The organism is Streptomyces sp. NPDC001270 (assembly GCF_042896695.1).
In the GTDB taxonomy this organism is placed as follows: domain Bacteria; phylum Actinomycetota; class Actinomycetes; order Streptomycetales; family Streptomycetaceae; genus Streptomyces.
The window spans coordinates 25,248-38,273 of record NZ_JBIAXM010000022.1 but is presented as its reverse complement, the minus strand read 5'-3'; the positions used below and the strand labels follow the sequence as shown (position 1 = coordinate 38,273).

The window sequence follows — 13,026 nt, the reverse complement described above, 5'->3', positions numbered from 1 at the left end:
AGCCAGGACGAGAAGTGCAGTCAAGAGTCATCACGCGCTCACATTCCCAATGGCTCCAGAGGCGGCCCCGCCTCGCCGTAGCCGGGGGGAGCGCATCAATACTTCCAGTCCGCGGCTGCACACGACCGGCACCGAGACACTCAGACCAGACATCGGTGAGCCCCTGGAACTCGTCGCGACGGCACGGCATGGTCTGCGCCGCCGACGACCTCCACAACGCAGGCCGAGCGGCCCTGCCGAGGCCGGCTACGCGGCATGATCCCGCAGAGCGATTATCAAATCGTCGGTCGCGCGTGCCTCGAGGTGATCGGCCTGGTCACACGCCATTGGCAGCAGTCGGATAAGTCTCGATCCATTCGAGTCCGCCGAGGTCCAAGTGGCGCCGGGCGCGAGTGACGGCCACATAGGCGAGCCGGGCGTCCGTATCGCTCACGAGTTCCGGAATCGGGCGACCGCTGTCGTCCTGCTGGTCGCTGTCCGGCGGTGGGGGGAAGTCGTCGGCGATTCTGACCTTGGGCCACTCCCTGCCTTTTGCCTTGTGGGCGGTGGAAACGGTGACCTCGGCCTTGGTTTCGTCGATCAGTGCGTCGACGGCGGAAATGATGGCTTCGGGTCCGTGAGTGTCGACAAGCTCTACGAACGGCTGGAGGTCTCGTCCTGCGGGATCCTGCTCCGCATAGTCCTGCAGCTCACCCCAGGAAGCGAAAAGCACGAGTTCAGGGTGGCCCGTACGTCGGCCCTCCTTAAGGTCGCGGGCTGCGAGCGCCAGTGTGCTCAGCGTCTGCCCGCCTCGGGTCAGAGCCACCCGACGTCCGGCACTCAGCTGCCGCATGACTTCAGTCATGGCGCCGATGTTGGTCCGGCACAGCACCGCATCCGGAGAAGTGATCAGACCGACTTTCGTAGGGATCGTGTCGGTACCAGTCAGCCGGATCGGCGCGTCGGTCAGCGCAAGCCACTGGTTGGCCTGTTCGGCGAGGAGGGGGCCGAATCGGAAGGAACGCGTCAGAGTGAGGTGGGTGGCGTCGAAACCCGTCATCACGTCCCGGGCACCGCGCCACCCGTAGATGGCCTGGGCGGAGTCACCGACCATCACCAGCTGAGCATGGCCGCGTTGAGCGGCGAACACCCGTTCAAGGACGGGGTTGGTGTCCTGGGCCTCGTCGAGGAGAAGGAAGTCGGCCTCAATCTTCGGTTCGGTCAGGGCCCACAGCTTCAGGTAGTGGTCGTGATCGAAACGGACCGCGCCGTCCTCGGGATTCTGCAGGTCTTTCCATGCCTTCTCGACGAACGGCATGACAGTCTCAGCAAGTTGAACTCGTTCGCCCGGTGTTCCGAGCCTCCGCAGCATCGGTACATGGTGCGGTGCCGGGAACCTGTCGGCGGACTGGCAGAAACGGGCGACCGTGCTCAACACGGTCTGGGACTGGACCCTGGGACTGATCTCGTGATCACCGATACGGACGGGGGATGTGATGCCGAGAGCCTGCCCGATACGCCAGGCAGGCCGCCGAGGACTGTTGAGACGGCGAGCGAAGCGGTGGCCGATTGCCGCGTAGGCCGTGGCATGCGCGGTCTTGCACAGGACGGAGCGTGGGAATCGGCTGGCGGCGTCGTTGGCGATGTCCTTGTTGAACGCGAGGTAGCGGCCACGGCGTGCAGTACTCGCGGCAAGCATGCCCAGTGTGCTCGTCTTGCCAGTCCCTGCGCCGGCCTGCAACACCAAATGGTGGCCGTCACGGAAGGTGTCGATGGCGTGGGCCTGTTCGTCTGTGGGTGTGTGCAACAAAGGCTCCGAGGTAGAGAGGGGTCAGGGGGTCTCGTCGCCTCGATTTGGACCGTGACGATCCGCGTTGTGCGAAGCAGGTGAAGCGGAGCGCCGGTGGTTGAGCAAGAGACGGGCTGCGCAGGCAAGTACCTCTTCAGGCGCGTTGTCGGCAAGGAGACCTTGGAGTTGCTCGGTCAAATGCCGAGCCCGGAACTGTTCGTCCCGTCCAACGGCGGCTACGACAGTCCGGGCCAGGAAGTCGTGGGGCTCCTGCCCCTGAGCTGCTGCGGCCTGGCCGATTGCCGAGCGCACGGCCGGAGTGAGGGCAAAGTTGAGGCAGGACGTGGTCCGACGCTGGGTAGTGGGTCGTCAGGACGTCGATGGGAAGCAGCCGATCGAGTTCCCGGCGAAGTGACCGCAGCGCATGTCTAGGTGACTTGGCCCGCCGCACGGTCATGAGGCAGGTGCGATCGGCGTTGGCCGCGAGGGGAACGGCTCGGCAGGCTCGGTGAAGCTCTGCCCTCGTGGCCGGCCTGACCAGGATGATCTCTACAGCATGTTGCCTTCTCACCGCTGTGACGCCTTCCGCAGATCGCCGCCATCGCGTGGCCGACGAACGTGAGTGGGAAGACGAGGGTGCACGTGCGCATGGTGGATGAGCGGATCGAAGGGTTCCCAATCGGCCAGGGCCAGGTCCGCTGCGGTCGGGGCGGCCGCGTGCTGAGGGCAGCGCTGCGTGCGCCAGCGCAACTGCTCGGCGTACGGGAGAGAGGACAGGTCGTACAACGCCATCACATGCGCGGGCAGAGCCAGCTGGCCACGGGCGGCCGTTGCGGGAACTAGCTTCCAGACCCCCGCCAGGCCGTTCGATGCGAGCACCGTGTGGGCGCACCGGTCACGGTGCCGTGTCTGGGCCACGCACTGGATCTCGTCCACGGGTCGTGCGGCGAGGTAGCGGACGTACAGGAGTTGGACGACGGGTCTGGCGGGCCGGCACGCATCGTACGACTGTTGCGTCGAACGGTCTGTCGGTGCGGTCGACGTGAACACACCAGCGTCGGTCAGGCAGCGCGTGTTCACAGCCAGCACCCGACGCAGCCTGGTCAGCTCGGGGATGTTGGTGGTGTCGGCCTCACGAGCGGGGCAGACGACGGCGTGGGCCAGCCGGCACCATGCGCTGCCATCCCCGGCGGGATACGCCAAGCCAGAGCTGACCTGCCAGTGGTAGTCGGCGGGCACGTCGGCCGCTGGCAGCTCGTTTGGATGCAGGCGGACGGGACGGTCACGAACTCGGTGGTACCACTCGACGGGGTTGCCGCATTCACGGCAGCGGTTTCGCTGGGCGCAGCGGAGGAGTCGGGTCGGGCTGTCGGGAGCGACTCGCAGGGGTCGCGGGCGATGGCTGCTGGGAGGGCTGCCGTCCCAGTGGCGACGGGGTGGCGGTGAGGAGCGCATGCGCGCGAAGGTGCCAGACGACACGCCGCACGGCCCGTGGCCGGGCGGGCTTGGTCCCACGAATGGCCGCAATCGCTACGACGCACATTCGATCGGCCGCTCATGCCTTCGTATGCCGTCGCCGGTTTGAGTGATCGTCCCGTAGGGCCTGGGTGGGCTCTCAGGCTTCGTTCCGCCCGGGAGGCTCGTGGTCGCTGCACAGGGTGCCGAAGAGCCGGTCGAGCGGGGTGCTCAGCGCGTGAGCGAGGGCGTGCCACGTCTTGAGGGTGCCGATTGTGCGCCCTTGCTCGATCTCGATCAGTGTCCGTCTGGCCAGGCCGCTGCGGTCCGCCAGCTCGTCATAGGTCCACCCGTGCTCCGCCCGCAGCCGCGCGAGTTCCAGGCGCAAGGCCTCGAAGTCGGGGTCGGGCGGGAAGATCGTCACCCGACCATCCGACGGTGCAGACACCTGCCCTGTCAGTGCAGACCTCTGCCCTATTTCGTCTCAGGCGACCCGCACCGAAGGGCAGAGCTCTGCACTACGGTGTGCGCGACTCCAGCCCGGCAGAGGGCGGCACAGCGAATAACGGGAGGTAGACGCCCGCCATGAGGCTCTGTCTTGCACGCTCCGGAGTCCGGCGGACCTGGACGGTTGAACTGCGCCCGGAGCCCGGCGGACCGGTCCTCGTGTGCCACCAGTGCACGCACAGCGGGAGACGACTCGCCGGCTCCGCGGCTCGAACAGAGCTCGTGGCCCATCTGGCCCTGCACGCTCGCCGAGACCCGCTCCCTACCCATCTGCGGACCTGCCAATGTTACGAGCGGGGTTGCGGCTGGCATCCCCGCCACCGCGGTTGCCACGGCCCGATCCGGCTCCTCCTGGTCCGGGAGCAGGGCGGACGCTTGTGGCGCCTGACCGACGCTTGCACGGCCTGCGCGGCGGCCACTTCCCAGTCCGCCGTCGTTCCCGATACCGTCCTGGGCACCGCCGCGACGCCCCCTGAGCGCCTGAACGCCCGGCGCAGGCGGCACCCGAAGGGACCCGACAGCCAGACCCGGGTCCGCGAGATGCTCAACTACTTCGCCGCTGCGCTGCCTGCGGAGACAAGTGCCGGTGCACGAATGCTCGCCCTCCAGTGCGCCCTGCGCATGAATATCTCGGCTCAAGCCAAGCTCAGCTTCGGGGTGCTGCGCAGCCTGCGCCTCGAAACGGCTGCGGACGCATGGTGCGAACTGCACGACGCGGGGCTTCTCCGCACACTGCCGTCCGATGAGCGCGCGGTCGTGGTTCAGATCCTCGACGCAGGACTACTCACACAGCACCCCGCACGCCCCGACCGGCTCCGTGCCGCTGACTGGGCAATGCGCGGCCTCTGCCCTGCTCGCACCGGATCCACCCCGCCGCTTCAGCTCGCCGCCCTTTTCACCATCGCCTGGACCGACCGAGGAACCGGACAGGGAACAACGGAGATGGACCAGATGGCGCGGGAGTGCGGGTCTCCCATCGCCTCGCTTCGACCTCTGCTGAATCAGCTGGTAACGGCCGGAGTTCTCACCACCTGGCAGGCGGTGCAGGAAGCTGGAGAGTTGAGGTGGAGCATCGGACCAAACGGCTGCCATCACCGCTCTGGTGGCGAGATTTCGTGAATATGGATCAAGTCGCCTCAGGGCGTCGGCCACACGGCCGACGTGGCACGCCTTCACGCATCAGGATGTTGCGGACTGTGGCACGACACATTCCCGTCGTATCGGCGATATCTTGAAGGGACTCGCCGAGGTGGCTGTACCGATGGATTACCTCCTGAATCAGGTGCCCATACACACGCTCCGGAGCCCTCGAACGGATCTCAACCCCCATACGCCTTAGTTCCTTGAGGATACTCGTACTACTTCCGCCCGCCACCTGACTTATTTGAGCCGCGGAGAGCCCGTCGAGATACAATTGACGCCATTTCTCATTGCGCTGCGAGAATGGGCTTCTCCTGTTGAGCGGTTGCCTGTCCAGGATGCAACGCACATGGGCTGGACTCGTCTTGAGCTTTCTGGCTACTGCCGATGCACTCAAGGCTCCTTCAAGTATCGCATCGTGAACCTTAGAATGATGGATGCTTTCACGGACGACGCCGGGTAGCCTGACGTCAACCACCACAGCATGCGGAATGTCCGGCTCCCAGGTCAAAGGCTCTACAATCCCCTCGGCGGACAACAGTCGTCGGCCAATCCTGGCCAGCCCCTCGATCTCGACTGGATCCAGTTCGAATATGAATTGTGGGTATTTCTTTGCTGTGTCAAGTGGATCGGGGCGGGGTGGCGCAGGAAACTGACTGACGGGATTTCCGGTGAGGCGTTGATAAATCCAACGATTCGCCTGCTGAACATAGGCCCGCGTATCGTGCACGGGTCCGGCCTGTCTCCGGATCTCAGCCCATTCTTCAGGATCGATGAACTCCCTCCGCCGTCCGAAGACTTCGCGTCGACGTGTGTAGTCGATCGGGGAGTCCGATTGATCAAGGACGTCAGCCAGCATGGTCACGGCCCGCAGGATTTCCACGCTGGCCTCGTGGGCATGAAGGGTTTCCAGCGTGCGGGACAGAGTCTTGCGGCTGAGATCGGTACCGAGTAACTGCTGCGCCTGCGGCAGGTTAATCCACGCCCCGACCTGGAGAACACTGACCGCGAGGGCTTGCTGAACGGTCGCCCAACGGAGGTTTCCGCCAGCATTGAGGGGCATCATCTGCAACGTCCAGTTGTCCCACAGGCTGGCGGGCATCTTCTGTGCACGTGCGCGCGGCACGGCGAGTCCCTTCACTGGTCGCTGCGGCCGGCCTGTCGTCGTCCGGTAGTGCAGTCGTACCGCCCTGCGCCCCTGACTACGGTGCACGGCGCCCAGAACAATGGTGACAAGATCCGGGGAGATTTCCGCACTCCATTTATCAATGTCAGAGTGCGCAGCGTTCTCCCCCCGCTCCTGCAGTCGATTAGTGAGCCATGTGATCCGATCGATGACAGTGCCTGGCTCAGCACCATTCAGACTGTCGAGCGCTGCCGTCAGCGCCAGGCCGGTTGCCGCGGCATCAGTGGGCGCAACCCACGATCCGCGAGTGTGCGCTTCCCGGCGGCCGCGGTAGGTAGTCAGCGGGGCTTCACGATAGGAATTGCAGCGGCGCACAAGGTCGCTGGCGCCCCAACGAGCCAGATCATCATCCTGCGCAAACGCCAGCACACGGAAGGCAAGCGTCCTCAAATCTGCCAACACACGCGCGATTGGGACAGGTTTGCTGCCGTAGACGCCTGCGAACTCCGTCGTATTTGGTGCTTCTCCCTCGACGAGTCCCGTGAGCTGCTGCTGCGCCAGAAGAATCGGCCCATCAGCCTCCAGTTGAGAGGTAGCCACCTCAAATAGGTTGTATCCGCATCGCACTGATGGGGCGTTCCTGGATTTACTCGGACAGACTCCTGGTACGGGCGCACTCCCGGAGTAGATGTTTCGGCTGCGCGGAATCTCTCCGCAGGAGGGGCAGGCATCCACGAGCAGCAGATGATGGCGCGTGCAGGCGAAAGTGAAGCCCAGGCGCCACGACAACTGCCAGCGTCCACCAGATTCCCTCAGGCACTCCGGGCAGTAGCGGGAACCGCATGCGCGGCCCCAGAGCCGTCTCTTGTCGACGCGGCGGCGATCCCAGTCGATGAAGAGTGCCCTCCCGTGCCATCGAGCCAGTGTCATGCCCAACAGCATGTCCCGGTCGATTTCGGAGACCATCACGAGGTGCTCCGCCTCCCCATCGGCCAATGCAATGGTCCACGGCGGCCTCACTGGGGAGGGCCGACTTGCCGGTCCGCTTAGGCCCAGGGCCTCGGTAACGTGCGTCAGGGGTGCTCTGCTGCGGCGGGCGATCGCCTCGAGCCAACTGTCGAGTGCCTCACCATCCACGGGCTGAACCCGGAGCGGCAGCGTACGCGCCAAATTCAACGGCTTGCCTGCTTCTTGGCAGTGGCGGACGGTGCCATGTTGACCTTTGAGGTCCAGCTGCGGGCTCGTAGTCCTGCCTCAAGCTGCTTTCGTGCCTGCTCTGACGCGGCATCAATCTTGACGCTGTTGAGCAGGTCGGCGTCCAGCCGCTCCGCCCCGGTCCGGATTGCCCGCTGGCATCCGCGGTTGATCAGCGTCATGAGCGAGCCGATGTGCCCGGTCGTGCGGGCATAGATATAGTCCGCCAGCTCATCGGCCAGCATGCCCGGAAACTTGTTCGCTAGAATCAGGCGTTTCTCCAGCCAGAGCAACAGGCCCCGCCATTGCCGCCGAGATTGATCGTCGTTCACCGAGAACGGCGCCATCGTCAGGGGCGTGGTACGACGAGCGGTCTGAGCTAGGGTCACGTCCCCGCCCATATCCATCTCCGAGTACAGACCCCGCGCCTCCAGTTCAACACCCACGAAAATCAAGGTTACGGGAAACTCGTTGGCGATGTATTTGAAGTGATTACTGATCTCTCGACCGTTCCGATCCGACCACTTCAGGAAATGAAGGTCGTCAATGATCAAGATTCGCGTCTCGCAGTCCAGGACACAGTCAAGGGCCCGCTGCAGGAACTGAGCGGAGGTGCCCCGGAAGCGAGCCGGGTGGGCAAAGAACTCCAGGATGGAACGATTGAAGTCCTTCATGCCGATGTTGCTGGTCAGACCTACCCGACACACTGGCCACCGCTCATTGCCATCCTGGGTCAACCGCCCCACTTCCGCGATTTCCCGACGATGGAACTTCTGAGCAAAATGCAAGACAGCGGTGGTCTTCCCAAGACCTGGGAACGCGTCGACCGCGACTGCCCCCTTGGGCTTGTCACCATCCTGTACGTTACTGTCGATGATGTCCCACAAATCGTCCTGCAATGCAACGAGCTGCGGGGTCTTGATCGGCCCGAGATTGGCGTGCCAATCTCGCCGAAGTCGGTTGTAAGCGGCGCGTGCCGGCTCGTCGAGCAGAGCAAGCTGCCCAACGGTCATCAGGTCGGGCTGGATACGTTTCGGCGCCTCAGCCAGTTGGCGAAATCCTTCCTTCCGGGACAGCGTCAAATTATCCAGCGGCAGGCGCGCATCAATCAGTGTTCTATCGGTCATGCGTCCTCCAGAGCATCCGCGTAGTAGTCGTCCTCGCCATCAGGGCCGTCCGACGGGCAGACAAGAACATCCAGCTCGTCATCCTCGTCGTCATCGCCAGGGTGGGCGCCTTCGTACGGTTCGGGCTCTGGCTCCTCTTCGTCCTGCACCGTTTCCACGTTCGCGGCCATTACCTTGGCCACGGAGGGCAGCATGGCGACCTCGCTGTCAGTAGTGGGCAAGTCGATAGCCGACTGCTCACGTGCCATACGCAATGCCACGCGTCGCTCAGACCTGGTCAGGCCCAGCCCGAGATTCCAGCGCTCCAGCAGCTGCGTCAGCGCGTTCTCGTCGTCCGGATAGCGATATTTGTGCCGCGCCATCTTCCGGGCGAGCTCCAAGGCGTCCTCACTTACCGGAAACTTCATGGCCGGAGCGTGCTCCCAGTCCAGCGTGTGCCACTTACGGGTATCAGGGCGGCGGAAGTAGACGCGGGTGATGTCGTCAGGGTCGACGTGAATAGGCCAGCGTCCTTTGGCACGAGGGGAGGTATAAGGGCTCGTCTGGTTGCGGAGGCCGTTCAGTCCCGTCCCGTTGTAGCGACAGCCGCGGATTTCGACGCCGTAGTGCTGGATTGACCTCCAGTCCGTCTTGAGAAACTCGAATCCGAGGTCGGGATCGCGCGGGACCTCGATGTAGCCAGCACGAGCGATCCCGTGATCGAACATTGAGGCCGGAGAAAACTCCAGTCCTGGGATCCGAGGATCAACGAGGCCTTCGTGGGGACTGTGGTGGTAGACCAAGGCCACCCATTCCCGGATAATCGCCTCCAGTTCGTTGAGGAAGAAGAAGGCCTCGCCTTCCGGATTCACCCCCCGCCCGTGGATGTCTGGTCCCTTGTATCCGGGAAGGTTCTCAAGCAGCCCCTCACGAAGTGTTCGGAAGAATCGCTCAAGAGGTCCCTTGTCCCGTCCTGTACGCAGACGGGCCGGCTGGATGGAGATGCCCAGCCGCTGGCAGACACTGGTGATGTGTTCAGACACGTAGGGCTTGCCGTGGTCCACGACGATCGTCTCAGGGACCAGGCCTGGCCCCTGAGAACCCTGCCCTGTGACACGGGCTGCGGCATCCGCCATGGGGCCCTCGATGGCATCCCGATCCAGCAGGACTGTCCGGGGAATGCCGTGGTCGGGCCAAACCGCGTCACGCGGCCAATCCTTGCACGCCGGACGGGGGCGGTAGGTTTCAAAGAGTGTCGCGGCTACGTCAACGGACTTGGTAGACGCAGGAGTCAGCCGCAGCCCAGTGACACAGCGGTCGTACCAGTCCATGGCTGCGGTCAACTCCGGCTGCACCCACTTCAGTGTTAACGGGTCAAGCGCGAAGACATCCAGCCGATTCGTGTCCAGCAACAGGAACTCGCCCGGTCGCGTCGGCCGCAGCTTTCCGTATACGCCGGCTGGTCGGGAAGCAACGTCACGGTTCCTCTGTGCACTGAGGCGGAAAGTCGGCCGACGTTTCTCGAGCTCCGAAATCCATCGATACGCCGTTGCTCTGCGAGGAAGCGGTACCTCACCCTTCCCGTAGCGGGCTTCGAGGCGGGGGCCGATGCTTCGGATCACCTTCGATCGGGTTGGCGTCGCGTCATCTTCGTGCTCCGCCATGATCTCCAAGGCCATTTCCACCAACCGGGGGTCAGCTCGCCCCACTCCTGCCGAGTCTGCGGACCGCTCAGGCAAGTCACGCGCCAATGCCGCTTCACGTTCCGCCTCGAACGCGGCAATCCAGCGTCTGAGCGTCCGCACGCCAACGCCGAGTTCCTCCGCCTTGGCCCTGTAACGATCCATCTTGGGCGTGCCCGGCGTGTACTCGGGCCGTGGTTCCCCCGGGCCCGCCAACTCCGGCGTTCCGGAACGGTAGCCGTAGAGCACCTCGTTGAGGTGCGCGGCCCGCTCGCGAATCGTCCCCAGCTCGGAATCCTCGAGCAGGGCAAGAGTTACCGAGGCTGTTTCGCCCGGATCCTCTGAGGAGGGCCCTGGGTTTTCCGCAATGACACGGGCACGGCCCGAGGACAGCACCTCCCTTAGGGAGAGCCGGAACCTGCGACCGCGTCCGTCCTTGACCAGGATCTCGTTGCCACGGGAAGAGCCAAACATCTCCACCACCGTGACGACTTCACCGTCGTAGTGAAACCGTGTCCCCACTCCTACACGTGCTGCGCCCTGTCCACTTCTCCGTTTGCCACCCGAGCCATCGATGTGGTTGGACACGGCAGCTTCCCGGTCATCCTTTTCATGCTCGTCGATTGGGTCAGGCATCACACTCACCCCTGCGCCTACAACAGTTGCTGCTTCCTTGCCCAGTACATTCCGTTCGGACAGGATCCCATCGAGGTCGGTGGAGAGATCTTGCGACCAAAGGAGGTGAAAGATACTCGCACGCACAAGCTCTTTAGGCCAATTTGGGAATGATCGAAATGCGTCACCCAGGGTTGCTCCATCAAGATCTGCAGCGCGTATTTCTTGCAGCAGTTCCGCACGGAACAGCCAGGCATGCCTATATCCGGCCAAAAATCGCAGATTCGCCCGCTCATCATGCGGCGGTTCACACCATACTTGATACTCCCAACCCCAGGACTCGACCACCTCCCGAGCCCACCCAAGCGAAAAGGAAACTTTCGGTCGGGTCAGTAGCTCACGCGGCTTGACATCAACCACCATAGGCACCGAGTCATCGCGCAGCAGCAAGAAATCAGGCACGTGCCGTCGCTGGACCTTATCGATCTCAGCCGCAATCAAAAATGGTTGAGCGTAAATCGACCTAACGTCTGGCGAAAAATCTGCATAGATCAGTCGTGTCAGCTCCAGCCGTGATTCATAAATCACGTGAGCACGCATGGTCGAGGACCAGTAGAAACCCGAGTAATGCTTCTGGCCGTAATACCAGCGGAACGTGCGCCACGGAACCAACGATTCCATTCTTTCAATGTCCGTATACGGCCATGGCGCCGCCGCAAGCTCACCGTCACTCCGACGTACCGTCAACGAGACAGAGTCGACCGCAATGCTCACACGTCCCCCAGCAACTCATGTGCTGGCCTCATAGCATGGTGCCGTCAGGCCGTCCCTCTGACGGTTACACGGGAGCACGTAGACACACAGAGGGGGCCGCAGGGTTCATACTCATGAGCGATGCCTCGAACGACTGTCCGTCTCATCTCGTTGGCCAGTTGGCCAGACAGTGGCCAACTGGAATGAGAATTGGTCACTCACTTTGAGAACCTACAACCGGCGGCCCGGTCAGCCGGTCCGGCGGATCAGCGCCAGGTACATGGCGTCGGTGCCGTGCAGATGCGGCCACAGCTGGATGTCGGGGCCGTCGCCGAGCGCGGGAACCTGGGACAGCAGCGGACGGGCGTCGACGAGTTCGGCGTGCGGGCGCTGTTTGAGTACGTCGTCGACGACCGCCCGGGTCTCGGCGAGGTGCGGCGAGCAGGTCGCGTAGCCGACGACGCCGCCCACCCGTACCGAATCGAGCGCGGTGCGCAGCAGGGCGCGTTGCAGCGGTGCGAAGTTCTCCAGGTCCTCCGGCCGTCGCCGCCAGCGGGCCTCGGGCCGTCTGCGCAGCGCGCCGAGCCCGGTGCACGGCACGTCCACCAGCACCCGGTCGAAGGTGCCTGGCCGCCACGGCGGCCGGGTCCCGTCCGCGGTGACGACCTGCCAGGGCCCCGGGTTGCCGTCCAGTGCCCTGGCCACCAGACCGGCGCGGTGCGGCTGCTTCTCGGCGGCCAGCAGGACGGCTCCGCGCTCGGCGGCCAGCGCCCCGAGCAGCGCGGCCTTGCCGCCGGGTCCCGCACACCCGTCGAGCCACTTCTCGTCCGGCCCGTCCAGCGGCGCGCTCGCGAGGGCGAGGGCGACCAGCTGGCTGCCCTCGTCCTGCACGCCGGCCCGGCCCTCCCGCACGGCGTCGATGGCGCCCGGTTCCCCGCCCTCGGTGAGCCGTACCGCATACGGCGACCAGCGGCCCGGCACGGCGGCGTCCTCGCGGAGCAGTTCCTCGGGGCCGGACCGGCCCGGCCGGGCGACGAGGGTCACCTCCGGGCGCTCGTTGTCCGCCGCCAGCAGGTCCTCGATCCCGGCCCGGCCGCCGCCGAGCGAGTCCCACAGCGCGGAGACGACCCAGCGGGGGTGCGCATGCACGACGGCGAGATGGTCCTCGGGGTCCTCGTCGTAGGACGGCGCGACCTTGGCCAGCCAGCCGTCGAGATCGTCCTGCGCCACCTTCCGCAGCACCGCGTTGACGAACTTGGCCCGGCCGTCGCCGAGCACCGCCCGGGCCAGCTCGACGGAGGCGGACACCGCGGCGTGCGTCGGGATCCGCGTACCGAGCAGCTGGTGCACACCGAGGCTGAGCACGTCCAGCACCGGCGGGTCGACCTCGCGCAGCGGCCGGTCGACACAGGAGGCGATGATCGCGTCGTAGGTGCCCTGGCGGCGAAGCGTCCCGTAGACCAGCTCGGTGGCGAGGGCGGCGTCCCGGCCGTCGAAGTCGCCCTTCTCCCGCGCCTTGCGCAACAGCGGCGGCAGTACGAGGTTCGCGTACGCGTCCCGCTCGTCCACGGCCCGCAGGGCGTCGAAGGCGAGGATGCGCACGGGATCCCGGTGGGGGCGGCGGTAGGGCTTGGCGGGCTTGCGGGGACGACGGGACTGCTCGCTCACGAAAAGGTGCTC

At 64.8% G+C, this 13,026-nt stretch carries 8 protein-coding genes and 1 pseudogene; 1 reads left to right on the top strand and 8 read right to left on the bottom strand.

Features of this window, described 5'->3' with window-relative positions:
• Positions 1 to 316: 316 nt before the first annotated feature.
• From ACFY2B_RS31010 to ACFY2B_RS31000, 3 genes are all read right to left on the bottom strand, one after another.
• Positions 317 to 1,786 (bottom strand): UvrD-helicase domain-containing protein, encoded by a 1,470-nt coding sequence (locus tag ACFY2B_RS31010; protein WP_390766460.1) that lies wholly within the window; start codon positions 1,784 to 1,786, stop codon positions 317 to 319.
• 549 nt (positions 1,787 to 2,335) lie between these two features.
• The gene (locus tag ACFY2B_RS31005) at positions 2,336 to 3,223 is read right to left on the bottom strand and encodes a DUF6083 domain-containing protein (RefSeq protein WP_390766377.1); all 888 of its coding nucleotides are present in this window, start codon (positions 3,221 to 3,223) and stop codon (positions 2,336 to 2,338) included.
• 160 nt (positions 3,224 to 3,383) lie between these two features.
• Positions 3,384 to 3,647 carry a helix-turn-helix transcriptional regulator gene (locus tag ACFY2B_RS31000; protein ID WP_390766376.1) on the bottom strand — a complete coding sequence of 88 codons (264 nt, stop codon included), beginning with the start codon at positions 3,645 to 3,647 and terminating at the stop codon, positions 3,384 to 3,386.
• Between the two features lie 458 nt (positions 3,648 to 4,105).
• Between ACFY2B_RS31000 and ACFY2B_RS30995 the strand changes: the two genes are divergently transcribed.
• Positions 4,106 to 4,849: a hypothetical protein gene (locus ACFY2B_RS30995; RefSeq protein WP_390766375.1), complete on the top strand. Its 744-nt coding sequence runs from the start codon at positions 4,106 to 4,108 to the stop codon at positions 4,847 to 4,849.
• Between the two features lie 7 nt (positions 4,850 to 4,856).
• On the opposite strand, the gene ACFY2B_RS30990 is transcribed toward ACFY2B_RS30995, so the two are convergent.
• From ACFY2B_RS30990 to ACFY2B_RS30970, 5 genes and pseudogenes are all read right to left on the bottom strand, one after another.
• A complete protein-coding gene (locus ACFY2B_RS30990; protein WP_390766464.1) occupies positions 4,857 to 6,596 on the bottom strand; it encodes a hypothetical protein in 1,740 nt (579 codons plus the stop codon).
• A 147-nt stretch (positions 6,597 to 6,743) separates the two neighbouring features.
• A pseudogene (locus tag ACFY2B_RS30985) lies at positions 6,744 to 7,166 on the bottom strand (TniQ family protein); the annotation flags it as partial.
• 2 nt (positions 7,167 to 7,168) lie between these two features.
• Entirely contained in the window at positions 7,169 to 8,317 is a 1,149-nt protein-coding gene (locus ACFY2B_RS30980) for a TniB family NTP-binding protein (RefSeq protein ID WP_390766374.1), read from the bottom strand.
• Complete coding sequence (locus tag ACFY2B_RS30975) at positions 8,314 to 11,274, bottom strand: TnsA-like heteromeric transposase endonuclease subunit (RefSeq protein WP_390766373.1); 2,961 nt, start codon at positions 11,272 to 11,274, stop codon at positions 8,314 to 8,316. Before ACFY2B_RS30975 ends, ACFY2B_RS30980 begins: the two co-directional genes overlap by 4 nt.
• Before the next feature lie 321 nt (positions 11,275 to 11,595).
• A complete protein-coding gene (locus ACFY2B_RS30970) occupies positions 11,596 to 13,014 on the bottom strand; it encodes an RsmB/NOP family class I SAM-dependent RNA methyltransferase (RefSeq protein ID WP_390766372.1) in 1,419 nt (472 codons plus the stop codon).
• Between the last annotated feature and the right edge of the window lie 12 nt (positions 13,015 to 13,026).

Coding starts and splice junctions, on each gene's coding strand:
- ACFY2B_RS31005 (WP_390766377.1), bottom strand. CDS start 3,223: ATGCGCTCCTCACCGCCACCCCGTCGCCACTGGGACGGCAGCCCTCCC.
- ACFY2B_RS30980 (WP_390766374.1), bottom strand. CDS start 8,317: ATGACCGATAGAACACTGATTGATGCGCGCCTGCCGCTGGATAATTTG.
- ACFY2B_RS30975 (WP_390766373.1), bottom strand. CDS start 11,274: ATGGAATCGTTGGTTCCGTGGCGCACGTTCCGCTGGTATTACGGCCAG.